A 23,099-nucleotide genomic window follows, 5' to 3' on the forward strand; every position below is an offset into this window, starting at 1 on the left:
CGGGCACAGTGTGCCCGCGGCCAGGCAAGGTTTCGGTCAGATCAGTCGATCAGGCCCGCTTCCTTGTAGTACTTCGCTGCGCCAGGATGCAGAGGCGCACTCAGCGCGTCAGAAACCATTTCTTCTTTCTTCAGGTTGGCGAACGCCGGGTGCAGGCGTTTGAAGCTGTCGAAGTTCTCGAAGACCGCTTTCACGACTTCGTAGACCACTTCATCTGCAACGTCGGTCGAAGAGACAAACGTTGCCGCCACACCAAAGGTAGTAACATCGTCGTCACTGCCACGGTACATGCCACCCGGGATGATCGCTTCACGGTAGTACGGGTTGTCTGAGATCAGCTTCTGGGAGGCCTTGTTGTCAACGTTGACCAGCACGCTGTCGCAGGACGTAGTTGCTTCTTTGATCGAGCCGGAAGGGTGACCCACGGTATAAAAGAAGGCATCAATGTTGCCATCGCACAGAGCCTGGGATTGTTCTGCCGCCTTCAGCTCGGCGGCCAGGGAGAACTTGTCCATGGTCCAGCCCATTTCGTCCATCAGGACTTCGGCTGTGGCACGCTGGCCTGAGCCCGGGTTACCTACGGAAACGCGCTTACCCTCGAGATCTTCAAAACTCTCGATGCCGGATCCCTTGCTCGCAACCACGGTGAACGGCTCCGGGTGCAGGGAGAACACCGCACGCAGGTCTTTGTTGGCGCCATCGTCTTTGAACTGGCTGGTGCCGTTGTAGGCATGGTACTGCCAGTCAGACTGGGCCACTGCAAGATCCAGCTCACCCTGGCGAATCGCGTTCAGGTTGTAGACGGAACCACCGGTACTCTCGACAGAGCAACGGATGCCGTGCTCTTTACGATCCATGTTGACCAGACGACAAATCGCGCCACCGGCGGGATAATAAACGCCCGTCACACCGCCGGTACCGATCGTCACAAAACGCTGCTCCTGGGCAGAAACGGACGTTGAGGCAAAGCCAGCGCTAACCGCAGCAGCGACAGCGAGCGCGGATACCTTAAGTTTCAATGTCATGAGAGTGCTTCCTTTTTCTGATTAGTTATATTCAAAGCCCAACGATGCGCTCGAAGGAGCTTATGGTTCGTTTAAGAACATAGACCAGATCACATTATAAATAAAGTAGGACCCTCACCGCTAACCATTTGACCATTCAACAAAAAAGCCCGCAGAGCGGGCTTTTTTGCAGGTCCGGAAAGGGATTATTTCCCGGCTTGAGCTTTGGCCAACATGCGATCCGGACGCAGCAGGAAGCGCGCCAGGGCCGGCAACAGCCAGATTGCGCCCACCATGTTCCACAGGAACATGAAGAACAGCAGGAAGCCCATATCCGCCTGGAACTTGATCGGAGAGAAAATCCAGGTCACGACGCCAAGCCCCAGTGTCACGCCGGTAAACATAACCGCTTTACCGGTGGACTTCAGAGTCTCGAAATAAGCTTCCTGGAGGGGTTTGCCTTCCAGCAGGAACTTTTCAAGCTTGCTGTAAATGTAGATACCATAGTCGACACCGATACCCACACCGAGCGCAATAACCGGCAGCGTGGCAACTTTGATACCGATACCCGAAACCGCCATGATCGCCTCACAGAGGATGGAGGTCAGCCCCAGCGGTACCACAATACACAACACAGCCCGGATCGAACGGAAGGTCAGCAGGCATAGCAGACTCACCACGCCGTAAACCATGATCAGCATCTTGTCCTTGGCGTTGGAAATGACCTCGTTGGTGGCCGCTTCCACGCCGGCGTTACCGGCCGCCAGCAGGAACGTGTGCTTCTCGTTGCTGGCGTTTGAGGCAAACTCTTCAACCCGCTCAACGACGGTTTGCAGGGTCTCCGCCTTGTGATCCTCAAGGAACACCAGCACCGGAGTCAGGCTGCAGTCAGTGTTGATCAGGCCCGACGGTGCGTTACGGATCGACGCGTTGATAATGGTCTGGTTACGGGAGATCTCGTACCAGTTCCAGTTACCCTCGTTCAACGCCTTGGTTACGATCTTGGACACGTCTGCCAGAGAGGCCGAAGACTGTACGCCCGGAGTGTTCTGCAACTCCCACTGCAGGCTGTCCATGGCACGCAGAACGTCGTGCTGGGTACATTGCTCAACCGGCGTCTTCACCATCACCACAAGTACGTCAGCACTGGTGGAGTAGTTGTCGATAATAAAGGCGTTGTCCTTGTTGTACTGGGAGTCTGCGCGCAGCTCAGGAGCACCGCGATCCAGGTCACCGACTTTCAGGTCCTGCTTGTAGTACAGGCCCAGACCAAGCCCGATCACCGCAATCAGCAGGGAAATCGGTGCAACACCCGGGTGGGAGAAGTACGACAGCACACGCCATTTGCGGTCCTGCTTCTCGCCATGGTTCTGGACATGCTTCACGCCACCTTTGGAAATGCCGATGTACGACATGATCAGAACGTGCAGCACCAGGTTGGTGATAATTACAAAGGCAACACCGATGCCGGCCGCAACCGCCAGATCCCGGATTACGTCGATTTCGATAAAGAACAGTGTCAGGAAGCCGAAGGCATCGGAAATCAGGGCCAACATGCCGGGAATGTAGAGCGCACGAAACGCCAATCGAGCCGCCGTGATCGAGTCAAAACCCTTGGCCGACTCAACCGCCATGGCGTTAACGATCTGAACCCCGTGACTGATACCGATCGCAAACACCAAGAATGGAACCAGTACCGAGTATGGATCAAGGCCGTAGCCCAACAGGCGCAGTGCGCCCAACTGCAAGAACACCGCAATGATCGACGTAAACACCGGAACCAGGGTGCCGGCGATGCAACGGGAGTACCAGAACAGCAGCAGCGTAGTCAGTATGATGGTGATACCGGCAAACCAGGCGATCGAACCAATACCTTCGATCAGGTCACCGACCTTCTTGGCAAAACCAACAATATGGATTTCGATGTTGGGGTTCTGCTCTTCGTACTTCGCACGAACTTTCTCTTCGAGCTGACGGGAAAACTCGCCGTAATCCAGCGGCTGGCCAGTTTCAGGATTGGTTTCGTACAGTGGCGCGTAAACAATCGTCGACTTGAAGTTGTCGGCAATCAGGCGCCCTACTTCGTTGGAGCGCAGCGCGTTCTGGCGCAAAGCTTCCAGACTGGTTTTAGAGCCGTCGTAGTCATCCGGGATGACTGTGCCGCCCTGGAAACCCTGCTCTGTCACCTCAACCCAGCGGACGTTCGAGGTCCACATGGATTTCAGACCGGACCGGTCAACACCGTCCAGATAGAAAACCTCATCGGTGATCTGCTTCAGGGTTTCCATGTACTCGGCGCTGAAAATATCGCCGTCTTCCACTTCCACCGCAATACGGACGAAGTTACCGAGATTCTGAAGATCGTCCCGGTGATCGAGCATGTTGATGATGTACGGATGCTCGAGCGGAATCATCCGCTCGAAACTGGCGTCCGGCTGGATCTTCGCGGCGTTGTAGCCCAGGAAGAGCGTGAGCAGCAAGAAGCCAAAAAGGATAACGGCGCGATTATTAAAAATCAGGCGTTCCAGGAACGGCTCTGCTTTTGGCGTCGTCAGGTAATGCTCGTCCTTGCCATGTTTAAGGTTAGACATTCAAAAGCCCCTTTATTGTCTGTTCGGTTGTTGCCACATCAGGGCATTATTGAAGGTTTTTGCCTTTGGCATTGGTCGTTGTAACACCACCCTCACCGACCAGCAGCAATTCAGTACCTGAAATCGGCACCACACTCATGAGACCCAACCGGTCGTCACGCAGGTACTCCTGGAAGGTATCACCACCGTTTCCACTGGTTAGGACGGCACCGCCGTTACCAACCAGGATGATCCGGGAATTCAGGTAAACACCGTCATTGAGCGTGGCGGTGGAACCAGTGTTGACCGTAGTCCAGGTCTGGCCCAGATCAGAGGATTGCATCAGCGTGCCGCGTAGGCCAAAGACCAGAATTTCGTCGGCTTGACTGGTGCCAGTAACACCAAACAGCGAACCAGGATAGGGGCTTTCACGACGCTCCCAGGTCTGACCATTATCAACCGAGACATGGATCTGACCGGCCTCACCCGCAATCACCATAGCGCCGCCACTAATCTGCGTGATCGCATTCAGGTGAAAGTTCTGGGCATTATCCAACTGCGGCGACCAGTCCTGCCAGGTCTCTCCACCGTCCTGAGTGTGGAAGAACAACCCGTAGGCGCCGATAACAAAACCCGTGCTCTCATCACCGAACCAAACATCCAGGAACGGGTTGACCGGGCCGATATCGAGGTCAGCCTGCATGTTCTCAAGGGCAAAGAGCAGATCGTCCAGCGCCCACTCCAGGTCCGATTTCTCCTCCTCTGGAGCAACGGCGATACGTTCTTCCATCTCCGCAATGGCTTCTTCCTGGCTCTCAATGGCCAGTTCCGCAGCGCGGATACCGGTCAGTTGAAGCTCCCAGGTTGCGCCGGCATCGTCCGAATGGAGCACCACACCGCTGTGGCCAACGGCCCAGCCGTGGGTCTCGCTGCCGAAATCGACGCCGGTCAGCGTGACAGAAACCGGGACCTCTGCCTGGGCCCAGGTCGCCCCTTCATCATCAGAAAAGATGATATGACCGCGCTCACCAATCGCCACAAGGCGGTCGCCGGCACGTTCTACATCGTTCAGAAGATTGTCGGGAGCCAGCTCTGTTGGACGTGCCGGTGTTTCAATGACGTCCGCAAGTGCGAATGCAACAGGGGTCGCACAGGCCATGGAAAGCCCAAGGCATGCTGCACCAAGGGTTTTGCACATAAAGCTTGTAGCCATTCGGATTGCCTATAGTTGTTGGTAACTGTGTAACTTGAATCAGTTTTCGGGCCCTTCAGCATAAACATACCGACAACCCGAAAGTTGCCGGTACGGTATGTGTCAACGTTCAGTTGGCACAGAGGGTTCCATTTTCGCTGAAATTTAGCGAACACTCCGGCGACGCAACGAGGCCGGCGAGAAGTATCGCTTGTTGGGAACGTCGTCGGTGAAGACCGTCGTATTCTGTTCTTCTGTGTCCAGACCCTGAACGTGATAACGGCGTGCCTGCAGGTCGTGGAAGGCCTCCAGCGCTGTCCAGGTGCCCGGCAGCTCGTAATAATTCTTCAGAACACCCATGCTCACGCGCCAGAGCTCACCGCGGCCATCGTACTGGTCCAGAAGCGCAGTATTCCAGCTGTCCTCGTCCACGTAGAAGCGGCGCTTGGCGTAGATGTGCCGCTCGCCGTCTTTCAGTGTCGCCGTTACCACGTGAACCCGATGCAATTCCCAACGCATCAGGTCCGGGTTAAGGTGGGTCTTGCCCAAAATTTCGGAGTAAGACAGCCCCTCTTGGGCAATTTCATAGTTGTTATAGGGAATGTAAATTTCCCTCTTGCCTTCATATGTCCAGTTGTACCGATCTAAAGCACCATTAAAAATATCGGTATCGTCCGCCGTACGGAGGTTGTCGGCCGCCGCGATCGGGGAATCATAACCCAGGTTGGGCGCCCTGCGTACGCGGCGCTGACCAGCATTGTAGCCCCAGCCGTTTCGCGGATTAATAATCTGGTTCAGGGTTTCGTGAACCAGAATCGCACCGCCGGCCAAACGGGGTGGCGACTGGGTGAACGACAGATAGTAGAAGATCACGTTATCGAGGGTGTTTTCGCCGCCCTCGGGATTGTAGAAGTTGAAGAAGGCTTCCTGCTGGGAAGTAACCAGGGTGTAGTCGCCATTTTGCTGAACAGCCACTTCACTGGCGCGACGGGTCAAAGAGATACCACGCCAGCGAGTCAGATGGTTCCAGATTACCTGCCAGGCTTTCTGCTCATCATTACCGCTCAGAATCGGGAACGGATAGCCGCCAAAGGCATCATCAAGCCCGGCACCGTCACCCACAATGGTCGCGCTGGTGGCGTTGTCACGGGTGTTCTTGACGACAAAATCCGGCAAAGAATGGCTACGGCGGGTCTTATAGACCGGAATCTCGAAAGTGCTCGGATAGGCCTCGAACATGGCCTTGAGGCCATCGGTCAGATGCTCGGCATATTGACCGGCATTATCGGCATTGATCGTAAACAGCACCTCGTCATCCGGGAACGGATTCGGATGATGGTCGCCACTGCCCTCGTAACTCGCCGGTGGTTCGGTGATACCGCCATCCCAGGCCGGGATAGTACCAGCCTCATTGCCGGCCATCGGTGAACCAAAGGGAGTCAGGTCGTTACCCAGGCGCGCAGCCTGGCTGGATGAAACCGCAGCGTAAGCAGGTGCCGCGGCGACAGAAAGGGCCATAAGGCCGCCGAGAATAGCGTTCTTATTGTATCTCATTGTGTAACCTTAGTCCGTCTGGAAGCCTCTGGAGGGCCTTTTATTGTGGTCTGCGCATGAAACAGACTTTGCCACAGACTAGACGAACGTCCAAGATTGTCTATCGATCAAAAGTGCGATTTTGTATCCGGCTGTGTCTTTGCTTAACCAACACAGCCGGAAAAATCCTCAACGATTAGCCGACGAGGCTCTTATGGACGACTTCATAAACATCCCGTGAAAGACCCGCTTTATCACGAATCCGCTCCAGTGCAGTCTTCATGCGCTGGCTGTGAGCCGGTGCAAAGCGCTTCCAGCGAGTTAATGGTGTCACTAGCCGGGCCGCGATCTGAGGGTTGCTGTCATCCAGACGGCAGACCTGGTCGGCCAGGAAATCGTAGCCAGAACCGTCTGGACTGTGGAAAGCAGCCAGATTCTGGCCGGCAAAGGCACCCACCACTGAACGCACCTTGTTAGGATTCTTCCAATCGAAAGCCTCGTGCTGAAGCAATTGCTGAATCTGTGGCAACTGACCAGCACGGTCACTGGTCGCCTGTACCGAGAACCATTGCTCGACCACCTGCGGATCTTCCTTGAAGCGCTCGTAGAATTGTTCCAGAACCTGGGCCCGGTCATCTTCGTAATCCGAGTTCACCAGTGCTCGAAGCGCGCCGATACGGTCAGTCATGTTGTCCGCCTCCCGGAATTGACGCAGAGCCAGTTCCCGCCCTTCCTCATCGTTGATCTGCAGCAACCACGCCAATGCGGTGCTGCGCAGGCTCCGGCGGGCAATCTGGTCGGGGGTAACCTGGTATGCACCAGCCTCGACACTGCGACGATAGCAGGCAATCAGATCATCACGTAGCGCAATCGCCAGGTGCTTGAGCACCCGCTCGCGTGCATCATGAATGGCGGGTGCATCGGCACTTTCCGCAAGCTCAATCAGGTAAGCCTCCGACGGCAACTGCAGCATTTTGGCAACCAGTGCCTGATCAAGGGATGAATCCGACACCAGGTGCCGATAGGCGGTCACCAGCCTGGAATCAACCGGGGCATCCTTCGGCGTACCCACCAGCGATTGAATCACATCCACCGCCAGTCGCTCGCCGGCGTCCCAACGGTTGAAACCGTCCGGATCGTGGCTCATCAGAAACAACAGCTGCTCGCGGGTCCAGGGATAACGCACACGGACCGGTGCCGAGAACTGCCGCAGCAAGGACGGCACCGGGCATCCATCGAGGCCGTGGAACTCGAACACCTGAGTCTCGCCGGTCAGTTCCAGCACTCGTTCGGTAGGTGCATCTTGCTCCCCGGCCTGCAGGCGCAGCGGCTGCGACTCACCCTTGCCACCGAGAAGCCCCAGTGCAAAAGGAATGTGCTGAGGCTTCTTGTCAGTCTGGCCCGGGGTATCAGGAATAGTCTGCTTGATGGTGAGGCGGTAGATGCCCTGCTCCGCGTCAAACTCATCGGCAACGGTCAGCACCGGTGTACCTGCCTGCTCATACCACAACCGGAATTGGGACAGATCACGGCCGGAGGCATCTTCCATGGCCTTGACGAAATCGTCGGTGGTCACGGCCTGCCCGTCGTGGCGCTCGAAATAGAGATCGCTGCCCTTCCGGAACAGATCCGGCCCCAGCAGGGTGTGGATCATCCGCACCACTTCGGCGCCCTTCTCATAGATGGTGAGGGTGTAGAAGTTGGAAATTTCCATGTACGACGCCGGACGAATCGGGTGCGCCATGGGGCCGCCGTCTTCGGCAAACTGCGCGGTGCGCAGCAAAGCCACGTCCTCGATCCGTTTCACCGTGGGCGAACCCATGTCGGACGAGAACTGGGAGTCACGGAACACCGTGAAACCTTCCTTCAGGCTGAGCTGAAACCAGTCACGACAGGTAACCCGGTTGCCTGACCAGTTATGGAAGTATTCGTGGGCCACGATCGCCTCAATTCGCTGGAAGGCAAGGTCCGTGGCGGTGTCCTGGCTGGCCAGCACGCAGGACGAATTGAAGATGTTCAGGCCCTTGTTTTCCATGGCCCCCATGTTGAAATCATCAACCGCGACGATCATGAAGATGTCGAGATCGTATTCACGGCCGTACACCTCCTCATCCCAGCCCATGGAGCGCTTCAGCGAGTCCATGGCGTGGTCACACTTTTCAGAGTTACGCGGTTCAACATACATTCTCAGATCGATGTCCCGACCCGAGCAGGTGGTGAACGTATCCCGCTTCTCAACCAGGTCCCCAGCCACCAGGGCAAACAGATAGCAGGGCTTGGGGAACGGATCTTCCCAAGAGACAAAGTGCCGACCATCGTCGAGGTCGCCGCGATCGACATCGTTGCCGTTGGACAGCAACACCGGGTAGGACCGCTTGTCGGCCTCGATTCGGGTCCGGAAACGGGACATGACATCGGGACGATCAGGGAAATAGGTGATGCAGCGGAAACCCTCCGCCTCGCACTGGGTGCAGAACATGCCGGAAGACTTGTACAACCCCTCCAGGCGGGTGTTGTTCTGCGGCTCGAGCCACGTGACCACGGCCAACTCGAAGCGCTCAGGCACAGAGGCAATGATCAGCTTGTCGCCGCGGTTCTCGAAAGCCGCTTCATTCAGGGTGACGCCGTCCAGCCCGACCGATTCCAGAACCAGGCTGTCACCATCCAGCTCAAGGGGAATATCACCGGCGCCAGCCTCAGGGTTGCGACGCACCGCCAGGATGCTGTGAACCCGCGCCCCGTTTTCAAACAACTCAAAGCGCAAGTCGACATGATCAACCAGATAAGGCGGCACTTTATAGTCGCTCAGGTATATGGTCTGGGGTTGATTGGTGCGCATTGTCTATCTCCAGGTTACTCAGCCGCGCGCTGCCGGAAAACCGGCACGCGGGAATGTGTCAGGTCAGGCGGGTGTCGGACGAATCAGTTGCCCAGCACCCGAAAACGAACTTCGTACCCGGTAAATTTCCGGATGTTAATCACGCCGGTGTCCAGGATCAGGTACTGCCCCTTGATCCCCTCCAGCACGCCTTCAACCTCGGGAGCCTTGTCCAGATTGTGGGTTTTCACTTTCTCGGGCCAGACAGCCACCGGGTAACTGAGCCCCAGGCCGGCTTCATCGACCTCGCGAATCGAGTCCGGGCCATGGGCCTCTTTCAGCGCAGACAGATCGTCGGCGATCAGACCCAGTATCCTCTGCCGCTCCTCTGCAAGATTCAACTCCGGCACATCGCCCTTGAGCATGGCCCGCCAGTTGGTCCGATCTGCCACGTGGGCCTTGCAGGCAACTTCCACCAGGCCCGCCAGATACCGGGTCGCCACCCGGACCATGGGAATGGCATCCACTGCACCCTGATCGATCCAGCGAGTAGGAACCTGGGTTCCACGGGTAATGCCCACCTTGAGGCCAGACGAGTTGGCCAGATAAACCACGTGCTCCACCATGCAATGGGTCTCGCCCCACTCGGGCTCGCGGCAGGTGCCGAGGTGATAATGGCACTTCTCCGGGCTCATGATGCAGGTGTCGCAGGCCGCCAGCTTCCGAAAACACGGAAAACAATAACCCTGATTGAAGCTCTTCTTGGTGGTGCGATCGCAGTTGATGCAGCGAATAACACCCTCAAAATCAATGCGAACCTGCTTGCCGAGGTATTCATTGAGCGGGATCCGGCTGTCGCCGACCGCAATGGAATAGGTTACCGGCTCGCCGGCCTCGGCCGGCATCTTGCGCAGTCGGCCCGATACGTCAATCAAATCACTCAAAACTTGACCTCAACAAACTGGTCCGGATCAACATCGTTGCCCGCGCTGTTCTGGCGCTGCACCGACGGATCGCAGGCAGTACCGGCCTTGTGGCCACGGTCGATATAACCGGTGCGCTCCTCTTCCGGCACGCCGTGCAGGTTTTCATAGTAGATCACCGCCTGCAGGCTGATTTCCCGCTGCTCCGGCGTCAGTTTTCTACCGTCCGGCCATTTCCCCAGTTCAATAGACAGGCGCAAGCTGCGGTAGACGGTGGGATCCAGTCGTTCGATCAATTCATCGTAAGTCATTCGGTACTCCCGAAACGCTTTTCAAAAAAATGTGACGGAATCGTTTGACAGATGCAAACGATAATAATTATCATTACACCACCAAATGACAACGGTCGTTTCATTTGGTCTCTCTCATCAGGAGCTAAAAGCTCTTTTCATGCCCCACCTTTCGGTGGGGCTTTTTTTGTGCCGTCACTGTCTTTTTACGGGCAAAATCAGTGCAAGGGCCACTCCACTGACAAACCCGCCAAGATGCGCTTCATTGGCCATTCGGCCCAGTCCCAGCATTTCCGTAAACGGGGTAAAACCTATTACCATCCAGACCACGGCAAACGTTACCAGCGCCGGTGGGAACTGGAATCGGGGCAGCTTGCGCTGACTGAGCCAGCAATAACCCAGAATGCCGTACACCACACCCGACAGCCCACCAAACAGTGGACCCGATACCAGGTACTGAAGGCCATTAGAGAAAATACTGGTGACCAGAAAGAGCGTAAGCAACCGCCCACGCCCATCAAACCATTCAATCTGACTGCCCAGGAACCACAGCATCACCGAATTGAAAATGATGTGGGTCCAGCTGAAATGCAGGAAATCGGGAGTCAGCAGCCGCCAGACCTGGCCGCTCGCCAGGGTGCTGGCAAGCGCATCAATCCGGCCCGCGAGGGTTGACCAGTCGAAATCGCGCGGATCGATCATCATCAGCGCGGCTGCCAGCTCATTGCGACCCATGGACGTAACCCACACCATAAGCAAAGCAACGACAATCGCAGCCAGCACCAGCGGTGCATGTTTGGGCGATGGCTGCCAGCGCCCACCAACGAAGACAGGGGAATGATGCTGGCGATCGACCGCGTCCCGAAGTTCAGGCTCGGCGAGAAAACGGTCAAGCGCTTCCAGAACCGGTTCCGCGTGCTGGGGATTTTCCAGCCACAGGACCTGGTGGTCATTTTCCTCGGTGATTCGGTGCGGTACACCCTGGCCCTTCAGCCACTGGCTGAAGCCGGCGAGATTGACCGTGGTATCCAACTGCTTTACGCGGTACACAAACTACCTCGACTCTCGGGGTAACGGGCATCAATAGCGTTAACGCTCAACACTGTCTTCCATGTTGGGGTAGCCCAACTGCTCGGGGCGGGACACATCCACCCAGACAAACTTATCCGGGGACAGCACCGATTCACCGTCCATACGATACGCCACCAACCGGCCATACTTGACCGCACTGTAATCGATACAGGCGACATTCTCCTTCAGCGGCGCCGGCTCTCCCTCCATCCAGTAGTGGCCAACAAAGACCGGCGGCGAACTCAGCGGATAGCTGATCAACTGCTTTCGCTCCGCGTCGGTCAGTACCTTCCGCGCCACTTCCGGTGGCAGAGGATCCGGTTGGAAGACCACGTCAGCGTAGGTCTCGGGGTCATCGGCCCAGAACTTGGTTCGGAAAAACTCCCGGACATAGCCGTCCCGACCGGTGATGCTGGTACCTTCCGGAAGTCGAAGGTCGGTGCCGCGTAGCAAGGTGTCCATCACCTGACCGGCGAAGGATTCAATCGCGGCCGAGGCATGGAGAAAATCTTCATCGATGCAGGCGCCACCCTGAACCCGCTTGAACTTTTCGATGAGGTCGCCATCCCAGCACGCGTGGACCACCCGGAAACCTTCTTCCTCGATAAACAGAGGAATGGTGTAGAACCACTCGAGGAATTCATTCCATTCATGGGGATGGTCATCAAACTGATCAAGCGTCTCCCGGATCAACCGGTTGTGACGCGCCGTGTGCTCCCGCAGCCACTTCTTGCCGCTGCCAGGGCGGGCCCGGGTACAGTAACCGAGGGCGTTGTACTCGTGATTGCCCATCACGATCCGGGCGGAGCCGTGCTCCACCATGTCACGAACCAGATGCAGGGCTTCGCGGATTCGTGGTCCCCGGTCGATGATATCGCCGATGAAGATGGCCTGGCGCCGGCGGTGCTGGTACACCCCGTTCACCTTGCGGTAGCCCATTTGCTCCAGCAGCCGGATCAGTGTGTTGGCACAGCCGTGGATGTCACCAATGATGTCGTAACCGCGGTTTGCGGCTTGTCTGTTTACAGCCATGATCAACTCGATGAAATGTCGCTTGCCCAGCCAAGCTTGTCACGGCAGGTGGCGTAGAAATTGTGGCCCGTCGGATGAATCAGGCGGATCTTGAACGGTTTCTTGGTGATACGGATGATGTCACCGGGAGCGCAGGCAATATTCATCTGGCCATCAAACGAGATTTGCGGATAGGTTTCATTAGTCTCCCCTATCACCAGTTTGATCTCGCTTTTGCCATCGACAACGATGGGACGACTGCTGAGAGTGTGGGGAAACATTGGCACCAGAACCACGGCATCCAGCTTGGGATGCATAATCGGGCCACCTGCAGACAACGAATACGCGGTGGAGCCGGTAGGCGTGGCGACGATCAGACCGTCCGAACGCTGGCTGTAAACAAAGTGACCATCGATAAAGAGATCAAAGCCAATCATCCGGGTGGACTTGCCCGGGTGCAGGACAACGTCGTTTAGCGCAGTGCCGAAGCCCAGTGGCTGGCCGTTGCGCTCGACATTGCCGTCCAGCAGGAAGCGAGTCTCCTCGATGTACTCGCCTTCCAGCACCTTACCCAGGCGCTCTTCCAGATCCGAGGGCGAAATGTCGGTCAGGAAGCCCAACCGACCACGGTTAACACCCAATAGCGGAATCTTCGATTTAGCCAGTTCACGCGCGGCACCCAGCAAACTGCCATCGCCACCTACCACGATAACCAGATCACAGATTTCGCCCAGCAGCTTCTTGCTGGCCACCTGCAGCCCGTGCCCGGGCAGCATGCCCGCAGTGTCTTCCTCCAGTATGACGTGATAATTATTGGCAATAAGGTATTGCTTAAGCTGGCGCAAGGATTCAACCACCTTCACGCTGCCCATCCGGCCAATAACGCCAATGTTCCTGAATTGATCCATGAGGCTTCCTGTGGTGTCGTGATGCGGTGGAGCCCGTCAAATCCATGAGCCCCGTTACAATCTGGCTCACAGTTTAACGAAAGTCGCCCGGATACTGAAAAAAGATCGCGAGGTCAGGCCTGATGCTGTTCGCAACGATCGTCGATACCCGGGCGAAATTCCCCAGGCTGACTGATGCGCATGACGGGCTCGCCACATGGGCCGCCATCCTTCGCGGCATGCCGGCAGACTGGATGCTCGTAGTGTTCCAGCCAGTCCCGGTAGGCGGGTTCGTTCATGCCACACCGCTGGGCCGCATAGCCCACCGGATTGGCGAAATAGTTGTTGATATCCTCGTATTTCAGAGTGACGTGACCGGCGCCAGGCTGATAGGCCACCAGAAACACCGACTGCTTCTTGAGGTGATCCATGATCGAGTTTTCCACCGGCTCCTGATTCCTAAGGTCGTGGTTTTCCTGCTCCAACGCCACGATCCGGTCGTCGCGGAGTTCCAGTTCACGCTGCTTCCGATCCAGCTGTTCCCGGAGCAACACCAGCTCGGCATTGGTGTTGGCCTCTTCCCGCTGCTTGCTCTCGCCCCCTGCAGCGATCTGCTCCTGCATCGTCAGATACTGCTCATTGCGCTCTGACAGTCGCTTCTTCAGTTGCTCGTTACTCAGGCGCTGGCGCTCATACTTTTGCTCCAGCTCCGCAAATTCACCCCGTAGGGCCTGCAGTTCCAGGCGGTGTTCGCGCTGGAGATCAGACATAGTGTCACGGTGCACACTCTGCAACGTCTTGATGCGCAGGCGCTGCTCACGGATGACCTGGGCCAGGCGCACACGATCGGCGGAGTTGCCCGAATCCTCGTCATCTTCAGAAGCATCGGAGTCGGCACTGAGTACCGGAATGACCTCTTCGCGCTGGGCTGGCTGAGGCTCAATCTTGCGGAATTTCAGGGAATTGCCGTGAACGGCCTTTCGGATGGCCTGGAAGTGATTGTTGCCGGGGGTCATGTCCGGATCCCACAACTCATCAGCAAGCCGTGGTTCCGGGCATTGGCTACGGCACACCAGCCGTATAGCGCCACCACCCAGATCAGGACCTTTGGCGCCTCGCTTGGCGAGGTCTTCGATGGGGATGTTCCAGTTGGGGTCCGCCCGCCCTTCCTCATCGAACCAGATGCGGAAAAATACCAGTGCCTGGACGCGCAACTCCGGGTCCAGCTCAACCAGTACGGCTTTGACATCGGTTTCCGCGAGGTCAGACAACCCCACGTAACCATCCAGGAACGCACCAAACTCGCTGGCGCGCATCTGGCGGACGACCTGGCCTTCGTCCATGAAAAATACCGCCGCGTAACCGTCCGTCGACTGGTCGGCAGATACCATCTACTGCTCCCTAATTGTCACAAGATTCACCACCAGCACGTCGAAACCACACGGAATGTTCCAACGCAGGCCGGTGTTAGCGGAACCGCCAATGTAAACGAACAAGGGTGGCTCCACAAACTGGCAGACTTCGGCTAACAGTCTAGTCAGTCAATATCCTGTGCACAGGGAAAAACTGCAACGTTTTGTGAGCGCCGCGGTAACCCGCTGGCGCTCACGCATACACTTACAGCTCGGCGGCCAGGCGGCTGCCCTGATTGATGGCGCGTTTGGCATCCAGCTCTGCGGCAACATCGGCGCCGCCGATCAGGTGCACGGCGACGCCGGCGGCCTCAAGTCCGCCTTGCAGCTCCCGCAGGGGCTCCTGGCCGGCACAGACAATAATGGTGTCCACGGGCAGCAAGCGGTCCTCGCCCTGCTCTGCACCCTTGGGCGTTATCGTGATGTGCAGCCCCTCGTCGTCAATCTTGCGATAGCTGACACCCGGCACCATCTGAACCTCACGATTCTTCAGCGACGTCCGGTGAATCCAGCCCGTGGTCTTGCCGAGGTTCTTACCCACTTTCGACGCCTTGCGCTGCAGCAGGTAAACCTCGCGGGCCGGTTCCGGCACTTCCGGTGTTACCCCCTTGATACCGCCACGGTGCTCCACACTGAGATCCACACCCCACTCGCGCATGAAGTGGTCGGTGTCCAGGGCGGCTGAAGTACCCTTATGCACGATAAATTCGGAGACGTCGAAACCAATACCACCGGCACCGATGACGGCAACTTTCTGACCAACCGGCTTACGCTCCAGCAGCGCGTCCAGATAACCGATGACTTTCGGATGATCGATTCCTTCAATCTCTGGCGTGCGCGGATGAACACCGGTTGCCAGAACCACGTCGTCGTAGCCGCCCGCCTTGAGCTCCTCGACATTAACCCGGGTGTTGAGCCGGACATCGACACCGTGCTTGTCCAGCATAACGCGGAAATAGCGCAGGGTTTCGTAGAACTCTTCCTTGCCCGGGATACGCTTGGCGACATTAAACTGACCACCAATTTCACTACCGGCGTCGAATAGGGTGACCTTGTGGCCGCGCTCGGCCGCGACTGAGGCAAAGGCCAGACCCGCAGGACCGGCACCGACCACCGCGATCGACTTCGGTGTTGCTGTTTTCATCCAGGTCAGCTCGGTTTCATGACAGGCGCGGGGATTGACCAGACAGGACGTCAGCTTGCCGCTGAAGGTGTGGTCCAGACAGGCCTGATTGCAACCGATACAGGTGTTGATTTCGTCAGCCCGGTCCTCGGCGGCCTTCAAAACCAGATCCGAATCGGCGAGAAACGGACGGGCCATGGAGACCATATCGGCATCACCCTCGGCCAGGATCTTCTCCGCCACATCCGGCATGTTAATGCGGTTGGTGGTGACCAGCGGAATGCTGACTTCGCTTTTCAAGCGCGCCGTGACCTTGGTGAAAGCGCCCCTTGGCACCGAAGTGGCAATGGTTGGCACCCGCGCCTCGTGCCAGCCAATGCCGGTATTGATGATGGTGGCGCCGGCCTTCTCGATTTCCTTGGCCAGGTGGACCACCTCTTCCCAGGTGCTGCCATCTTCAATCAGATCCAGCATCGACAACCGATAAATCAGGATGAATTTTTCGCCCACCCGCTCACGAACCCGGCGCACGATTTCCAAGGGCAGACGAATACGGTTTTCGTAGCTGCCACCCCAGCCATCGGTGCGATGGTTGGTGTGGGATACGATGAACTGGTTGATGAAATAACCTTCCGATCCCATGATCTCAACACCGTCATAGCCGGCATCCTGAGCCAGGGCTGCGCAGTCAGCATAATCCTGAATCTGCTTCTCGATGCCTGCCTCGTCCAGCTCGTTGGGCTTGAACGGGTTGATCGGCGCCTGGATAGCCGACGGTGCAACCAGCTCCGGTGAATAGGCATAGCGCCCTGCGTGCAGGATCTGCATGCAGATCTTACCGTCGGCCTCATGCACGGCGCGGGTGATGATCTTGTGTTGCTCAACTTCGTCCTGACCGGTCATCTTGGCCGCGTGCTGGAAAACCCCACCCTCAACATTGGGCGCGATACCGCCCGTCACGATCAGGCCAGCGCCGCCTCGGGCCCGCTCAGCGTAGAACGCAGCCAGCCGATCAAAGCCGTTCTTGGCCTCCTCCAGACCGGTGTGCATCGAGCCCATGAGGGTCCGGTTGCGCAATTTGGTAAAACCGAGATCAAGCGGCTCAAGCAGGTTCGGGTATTTGGCTACACCCGGCGTGGCGGTTACGGTCATGGTGGTCTCCTCATGTGCATTGGGATCAGACCTTCGAAGGGTCCGACTTTTTGTATGGCTCTAAGCTACCCGGCTAACTTGCGATCAACAATATCTTGGAATAACATTTTGTTATCCTGAAACAACATGTCAGACAGCGTCTCCCTATAACCCCTATGAGCACACGAGTGTCCCCATCACCACAGCGCCAAAACGCCCTCGGCCACATCAGTGTGCTGTACGCCTCGGTACTGTTGCGGGCTGCTGAAGCAGAAGGCGCCAATACCGAACAACTGACTTCCACATTCGGGCTGAGCGCGGACACCCTGAGCTCGCCGGCCGCCCGTATCAGCATTCCGCGTTATATGCGCCTGGGGCACGCCGCGATTGCCCAAACCGGCAACCGCGCCCTGGGCTTGCGCATGGGCGCGCTGACCCGCCCGGTCGATACCGGCATCGCCGGATTGGCGGGCCAATGCGCAGCCACCGTGGGAACAGCCTTATCCACCCTGGTGCGCTACTCCACCCTGTCCAGCCGCAACAGCCGTGGTGCCCCTTCAGTGCGCCCCCGGGATCGGCAAGTCCTGTTCTATTCGATCCGGCCGTACAATGCGTTCAATTACTTTGTGGTGGATTCCGTTCTGGCAGCCTGGACCCAATTCGTCCGCACGATCACCAATCACTACGAAGTGCTTGAACGCGTCACCATTGAATATCCGTCCACCGGTCAGGACGATCTGTTTGAAAGCTGGTTTCGGTGCCCAGTGCACTTCGGGGCGGAAGAAAACAGCGTCACCCTGAAACCGGAGCTTTGGACACAAGCGTCCCTGAACGCGCAACCGGCCATGCATGAGCAACTGGTGGAAATCTGTGAGCGGGAATTGCAACAAATACGGCGGGGCTGGACGACAGGGGATCGGGTCAGGCACCTGCTGCCTCCCCTGTTCCGGGGCGAAAGCCCGGGCCTGGATCTCGTGGCAACCAAACTGGGGGTGGCGCCGTGGACCCTGCAACGGCTATTGAGCGCTGAAGGCACCGGGTTTCGGGAGCTGGTGGATGAAACCCGGAAACAACTGGCCACCGATTACATTCGGGAGACGGACACGTCGCTGGCAGAGATTGCCTGGTTATTGGGCTTTGCCAATCCGGCGGCATTTCACAAGGCTTACAAGCGCTGGTTTAGAATCAGCCCTGGCGAACACCGGCAGCAACTAAGATCAAGCAATTAAATCTCGGTGGCGTCGTCAAAGCCATCATCGTCGTCATACTCTTCGAACTGACTTTCGATCAGCTCTTCTTCGTAATCCAGCATGGGTCACTCCCGTTTTTAAAAACACACGAGAGCACACACTGAAGCACAGTGATGACAAACAAATGACAATGCTGAGGAGGATAAAACAGAAAAGAAAACGTAAATCAAGGAGGGAAAAAATGGCGGAGCGGACGGGACTCGAACCCGCGACCCCCGGCGTGACAGGCCGGTATTCTAACCAGCTGAACTACCGCTCCGCGTTGGTTATCACGTCTCACCCACCTTGGGCTGCGCAATCAAGGGTGTGATTGCTCTGTGACAACGAGGGCGCATTATAAAGACGCCCTTGTTTATGTCAACGCTTTTTCCGAAAAAATATCCGGCATCCGTCTTTGCTAAACCGCAGCGACCACTGCGCCCTTACCCTGCGCGGTTTTTCGGTACTCAATCGGGGTCATATTGGACCACCGCTTGAACGCCCGATAGAAGGTGCTGGGCTCGGAAAACCCGGTCAGATACACAATCTCGTCAATGGACTCGTCGGTGGTCGCGAGCAACTGACGGGCCAGTCGATAGCGGAAATCCGCCAATACCTGGTTAAAACTGGTTTCCGCCTCAGTCAGGCGGGTACGCAGGGTCCTCGGTTTGATTTCAAGACGCTCGGCAACCGCGTCCAGAGTGACCTCACCACTGTCCAGCAATTCGGCGACGATACGCTCCACCTGGCCAACAATGTCCTTTTTTTCCAGCCGGGCCACCTGTTCACTGGCAAACCGCTCGTGCAGATCCAGTAGTTCCGGCTCGGCATGTGGAGACGCATGGGCCAGGAGTTTCACCGGGAAGTAGAGCCGGTTTTCCTCGGCCCCAAACACCACGTCGCACCCAAGGATCTCTGCAACGTGTTCCTGCCCTTCCGTTCGCTCGTGCTCGAATTCAACTCGGGACGGGTAAAACGAATTGTTGGTGATGGAACGGAAAAAGATGATCACGCCCTGCACGAAGCATTCGTTGAAATGCTTCAGGCGACTGACCTCGTCGGAGGCAGCATCCAGCACCATGCAGGCGTCGTCGCCTTCGATAAAGAAATCCGTGTTCGCGGCATCGCTGAGCAAGCGCTGATAATTTTGCGCCCGTCGCAGGCCCTCGCCAAAGGTCGGACTACTCAGGAACAGATACTCCAGCACCTGCCCCTTGTAGGCCGGAAGAAGCTGGCCCAGGTGCAACCCGATGTCCGGATCGCCAGAGACCTCTTCCACCGCTTGCCAGAAATACAGCTGAGCGCTGTGGGGCGTCCGCAGCTGCTCGGTGTAAACGTAGGCTTCATCAACACCCAGACGACTAAAAATAGCGTCGGTATCAACACCCTTTCGTTTCATCGCCTCATAGATCAGGCGCAACATCACTCCCGCGTCACGAAGTTCCTGCATACGTTCCCACTTTCTTATTTATCAAATACCACTTTGACCCACCGGACAGTCGGCCGCGCACGCCGGGTCAATGCTTGATCCGGCTCGGTTTGCCAGAGTCTAAACCTGTAATATAAATGTTCGCAGGCTAACGTCTGGTATTAGAGCATATGAGGCCACGAACTCACAGCTTTACCAGAATGAAAATAGGAACTGGTACCTATGCGGTCAAAACATCATCGATCAGATGCGAACGAAATCGAAAGGCGCAATCCGAGCCGGGAGAACACTGACATGCCAGATCCGCTGATCTATCACCGCCAGCCACCAAAACTGCTGCCACTTTACGCCAGGGCCCTGGCACCAAAACACGCCGTTGATAGCAACGAAATTGCCCTGCCCTGCTTGTCAGCCGAACTGATTGGCGCCAGCACCAACAACGAAACCCTGACCCGTTACGAGGCGATTTGCGGTTTCCACTCCGGCCTCCGGGTGCCAGCTACCTGGCCCCATGTTATGGCTTTTCCGCTGCAACTGAAGTTGTTGACCGACAATCACTTTCCGTTACCCCTGCTGGGACTGGTGCACCTGCGTAATACCATCACCCAGCACCGGTCCATCGGGCGCGGTGAAATTCTGGATCTGCGGGTGCGCCTGGGCGCACAGGAAAGCACCAGCCGGGGCCTGGAGTTTGATCTGATCACCGAAGCCTATTCGGCCGGGCAACTGGTGTGGGAGGAGTCCAGCATAAATCTGTCCCGAAGACCGGAAACAAAAAATAGCAATACCACAAAGAAGTCCCCACCACCGGAACTTGAACGCTACCCCCATACCCTCAGCCTAACTGCGCCGGAGTCGATCGGGCGCCGATACGCCAGCGTCTCCGGAGACCGCAATCCAATTCACATGCATGCGGTCAGCGCCCGGGCCTTCGGGTTTCCAAAAGCCATTGCCCATGGGATGTGGAGTAAAGCTCAGGCGCTGGCCCTGCTGGAACAGCAAAAGGATTGGCGATCAGGCCCAATGAGGATCAACTGCCAGTTCAAGAAGCCATTACTGCTACCCGGAACGGCGCAATTAAACTGGCGGACAGGTGAATCTGGGTGGGACTATCAATTGCTGAATGCGAAGGGCAATGCGCCGCATCTAAGCGGCCGCATCGAATGGCTGTAACCGCGAGGTCAGCCCTCTTCGATCCCTGACGATTGCTCGGGGGCGCAGGGCGCGCCTGAGGATCCAGCAACCGGCAAGGTGAAATAGAAGCAGGCGCCACCCCCTTCTGGACGTTCAAAGCCAATGTCGCCGCCCTGGGCCTGGATTAACGACCGACAGGTAGCCAGGCCGATTCCCATGCCTTCATCCTTGGTGGTGTAGAACGGCAGGAACAACTTATCCTCGGCGTCGTCCGACAGACCAATACCGTGATCCCGCACCTGCACCCGGACGCAACTGGAGCCCAGCAGCTCAGCACTTACCTGCACCGGAATCGACACATCGGCGCTTCGGGTGGCCTCCAGGGCATTGCGGATCAGGTTCAGGGCAACCTGCTGGACCTGAATCGGATCAGCGGTCACCTCCGGCAGATTGTCCGGAACCGACAATTCAATACCCCCGTCGTTGTTGCGCATATCCACTTCCGCGAACTGGCGGGTGTCCTCAAGCAGGGTCGGTACCGAGATGACTTCCTTACCCGTCGCCGGCTTCTTCATGAATCGGCGAATACGGCGAATGATTTCACTGGCGCGGTGAGACTGGGCTTCAATCTTGTCCAGAGTTTCACCCAGCAGCCCGAGATCTGGCTCTTCCTTGGCCATCATGCGCTTGGAGACACGCGCGTAGTTGGTAATCGCCGTGAGCGGCTGATTCACTTCATGGGCAAAACCGGCTGCCATCTCGCCCATGGTGGTCAGGCGCGAGGCGTGGGCCAGCTGATCGCGCTGCTCCTGCACCAGCGCCCGGGCTTCTTCCAGCGCGGCTTCACTCTGGAGCTCGGCGGTAATGTCATCAAACACCACCACGGCACCGTGCAGTTCGCCCTGATCCAATTTTGGCGTAGACCGGTACTGAGCAGGGAAACCACTGCCGTCCATACGCAGCATCCGGATATTACGCCGGTTTTCGGCCACACCCTGACTGCAAGTGGTGTGACCGGGCAGGCCGTTCTGGCCTTCCTGGCACGTAGCAAAATGAGTCTCGAAGAAATTCCGGCCGATCAGCTCATCAACCGGGCAACCCATGATCTGCGCCGCAGCCGGATTGGCAAACTCAATGACGCCGTTCTCGTCCAGGCCGTAAATGCCTTCGCTGATCGAGTTCAGGATGCGGGCCTGATCACCCTGCAGTTCCCGGTTACGGGCCTGAAGCTCGCGCTCAAGCCGGATGACGCGGGCATGGGTCTTCACCCGGGCGATCACCTCAAGGGACTGGAAGGGCTTGGAAATGTAATCGGCACCACCCAGCGAGAAACCCTTCACCTTGGCCTGCAAATCATCCAGCGCTGACAGAAACACAACCGCACAATCAGTGGTCGACGGTTCGGCCTTGAGGCGCTTACACACCTCATAGCCGTCCATGTCGGGCATCATGATATCCAGCAGGATCACTTCGGGCTGATGCCGGTGGGCGAGGTCCAGTGCTTTCTGGCCCTCGTTGGCGATCAGCAGGCGATAGCCTTTATCCTTCAGGGTCTCATAGAGGACTTTGAGGTTCTGCGGATTGTCATCCACAAGCAGAACCGTCACCTCTGAGTTCTCACTGACAACTTCAGTCATATAAAGGGAGCCGGTTAAAAACGTCTCCGTATGATGCCGCCTGGATCAACGGGCGTCGATAAGGTCCTTTACGGACAAGACCATACGGACCAAATGCGCAAGTGAATGGGTTCCCATTTTATGCATAACCCGGGAACGGTGGATCTCCACCGTGCGCTGGCTGATCTCCAGCTCAATCGCAATCACCTTGTTCGCCTGCCCGGCAATCATCCGATCCATGATTTCATGCTCACGGGGGGTGAGGCTTTTCACGCGGCGAATAATTTCCTGTTTTTCGTCCAGGGTCTTGCGCTGCTCAAGATCCTGCGCCAGTGCCGCTTCGATTTTCTCCAGCAGCGCCTCTTCCCTATACGGTTTCTGGATAAAATCGACTGCGCCTTCTTTCATGGCATCCACGGCCATGGGCACATCGCCGTGCCCGGTGACAAAGATAATGGGCAGGATAGAGTGCTTGTCGTTCAGCTTCTTCTGCAATTCCATGCCGTCCATGCCGGGCATGCGGATATCCAGCACGATGCAGCCAGCCATCTTGTCGGAATACTCCTTGAGAAAGCTGGTAGCATTCTCAAAGGTCTGAACCGGCTTGCCGTCGGATTTCAGCAGCAGTTCCAGTGAATCACGAACCGCTTCATCATCCTCTACTACGTATACGGTCTGCTGGATATCAGTCATCTGTGTGTTCTCTCCTGTCCGTTTTCTTATGAT

At 57.0% G+C, this 23,099-nt stretch carries 17 protein-coding genes and 1 tRNA gene; 2 read left to right on the forward strand and 16 right to left on the reverse strand.

Annotation, left to right across the window (positions count from 1 at the left end; all coding sequences use genetic code 11):
• Positions 1-41 precede the first annotated feature (41 nt).
• The 12 genes from FCS96_RS11710 to FCS96_RS11765 form a co-directional block, all read right to left on the reverse strand.
• Positions 42-1,025, reverse strand: coding sequence for a TAXI family TRAP transporter solute-binding subunit (locus FCS96_RS11710; protein ID WP_138440565.1), 984 nt, complete (start codon positions 1,023-1,025; stop codon positions 42-44).
• Between the two features lie 185 nt (positions 1,026-1,210).
• Positions 1,211-3,595 (reverse strand): efflux RND transporter permease subunit, encoded by a 2,385-nt coding sequence (locus tag FCS96_RS11715; RefSeq protein WP_138440566.1) that lies wholly within the window; start codon positions 3,593-3,595, stop codon positions 1,211-1,213.
• Between the two features lie 46 nt (positions 3,596-3,641).
• Complete coding sequence (locus FCS96_RS11720; protein ID WP_228264092.1) at positions 3,642-4,787, reverse strand: WD40/YVTN/BNR-like repeat-containing protein; 1,146 nt, start codon at positions 4,785-4,787, stop codon at positions 3,642-3,644.
• 144 nt (positions 4,788-4,931) lie between these two features.
• On the reverse strand, positions 4,932-6,320 hold the full coding sequence (locus FCS96_RS11725) for a DUF1329 domain-containing protein (protein ID WP_138440567.1): 1,389 nt from the start codon (positions 6,318-6,320) through the stop codon (positions 4,932-4,934).
• A 175-nt stretch (positions 6,321-6,495) separates the two neighbouring features.
• Positions 6,496-9,138: an aminopeptidase N gene (gene pepN / locus FCS96_RS11730; RefSeq protein ID WP_138440568.1), complete on the reverse strand. Its 2,643-nt coding sequence runs from the start codon at positions 9,136-9,138 to the stop codon at positions 6,496-6,498.
• An 83-nt stretch (positions 9,139-9,221) separates the two neighbouring features.
• Complete coding sequence (locus FCS96_RS11735) at positions 9,222-10,061, reverse strand: DUF2797 domain-containing protein (RefSeq protein ID WP_138440569.1); 840 nt, start codon at positions 10,059-10,061, stop codon at positions 9,222-9,224.
• Complete coding sequence (locus tag FCS96_RS11740) at positions 10,058-10,351, reverse strand: YeaC family protein (RefSeq protein ID WP_138440570.1); 294 nt, start codon at positions 10,349-10,351, stop codon at positions 10,058-10,060. The genes FCS96_RS11735 and FCS96_RS11740 overlap by 4 nt, the downstream gene beginning before the upstream one ends.
• Before the next feature lie 174 nt (positions 10,352-10,525).
• Positions 10,526-11,380 carry a rhomboid family intramembrane serine protease gene (locus tag FCS96_RS11745; protein ID WP_138440571.1) on the reverse strand — a complete coding sequence of 285 codons (855 nt, stop codon included), beginning with the start codon at positions 11,378-11,380 and terminating at the stop codon, positions 10,526-10,528.
• A 39-nt stretch (positions 11,381-11,419) separates the two neighbouring features.
• Complete coding sequence (locus FCS96_RS11750) at positions 11,420-12,433, reverse strand: metallophosphoesterase (protein WP_138440572.1); 1,014 nt, start codon at positions 12,431-12,433, stop codon at positions 11,420-11,422.
• A gap of 2 nt (positions 12,434-12,435) precedes the next feature.
• On the reverse strand, positions 12,436-13,320 hold the full coding sequence (locus FCS96_RS11755) for an NAD(+) kinase (RefSeq protein WP_138440573.1): 885 nt from the start codon (positions 13,318-13,320) through the stop codon (positions 12,436-12,438).
• A 113-nt stretch (positions 13,321-13,433) separates the two neighbouring features.
• The gene (locus FCS96_RS11760; RefSeq protein ID WP_138440574.1) at positions 13,434-14,690 is read right to left on the reverse strand and encodes a DNA repair protein; all 1,257 of its coding nucleotides are present in this window, start codon (positions 14,688-14,690) and stop codon (positions 13,434-13,436) included.
• 226 nt (positions 14,691-14,916) lie between these two features.
• The gene (locus FCS96_RS11765; RefSeq protein ID WP_138440575.1) at positions 14,917-16,986 is read right to left on the reverse strand and encodes an NADPH-dependent 2,4-dienoyl-CoA reductase; all 2,070 of its coding nucleotides are present in this window, start codon (positions 16,984-16,986) and stop codon (positions 14,917-14,919) included.
• Between the two features lie 155 nt (positions 16,987-17,141).
• Between FCS96_RS11765 and FCS96_RS11770 the strand changes: the two genes are divergently transcribed.
• Entirely contained in the window at positions 17,142-18,194 is a 1,053-nt protein-coding gene (locus tag FCS96_RS11770) for an AraC family transcriptional regulator (RefSeq protein WP_138440576.1), read from the forward strand.
• A 203-nt stretch (positions 18,195-18,397) separates the two neighbouring features.
• Here FCS96_RS11770 and FCS96_RS11775 read toward each other — a convergent pair.
• Together FCS96_RS11775 and FCS96_RS11780 are read right to left on the reverse strand one after the other, a co-directional pair.
• Positions 18,398-18,474: transfer RNA gene (locus FCS96_RS11775), tRNA-Asp, on the reverse strand.
• A gap of 138 nt (positions 18,475-18,612) precedes the next feature.
• Positions 18,613-19,644 (reverse strand): AraC family transcriptional regulator, encoded by a 1,032-nt coding sequence (locus FCS96_RS11780; protein WP_138440577.1) that lies wholly within the window; start codon positions 19,642-19,644, stop codon positions 18,613-18,615.
• A 273-nt stretch (positions 19,645-19,917) separates the two neighbouring features.
• Between FCS96_RS11780 and FCS96_RS11785 the strand changes: the two genes are divergently transcribed.
• Complete coding sequence (locus FCS96_RS11785) at positions 19,918-20,796, forward strand: MaoC family dehydratase (protein ID WP_138440578.1); 879 nt, start codon at positions 19,918-19,920, stop codon at positions 20,794-20,796.
• 8 nt (positions 20,797-20,804) lie between these two features.
• Here the strand turns inward: FCS96_RS11785 and FCS96_RS11790 are convergent, their stop codons facing one another.
• Positions 20,805-22,394 (reverse strand): ATP-binding response regulator, encoded by a 1,590-nt coding sequence (locus tag FCS96_RS11790; RefSeq protein WP_138440579.1) that lies wholly within the window; start codon positions 22,392-22,394, stop codon positions 20,805-20,807.
• A 45-nt stretch (positions 22,395-22,439) separates the two neighbouring features.
• The gene (gene fixJ / locus FCS96_RS11795; protein WP_138440580.1) at positions 22,440-23,066 is read right to left on the reverse strand and encodes a response regulator FixJ; all 627 of its coding nucleotides are present in this window, start codon (positions 23,064-23,066) and stop codon (positions 22,440-22,442) included.
• Positions 23,067-23,099 lie beyond the last annotated feature (33 nt).

This window comes from Marinobacter alexandrii, from assembly GCF_005871205.1.
Lineage (GTDB): Bacteria > Pseudomonadota > Gammaproteobacteria > Pseudomonadales > Oleiphilaceae > Marinobacter > Marinobacter alexandrii.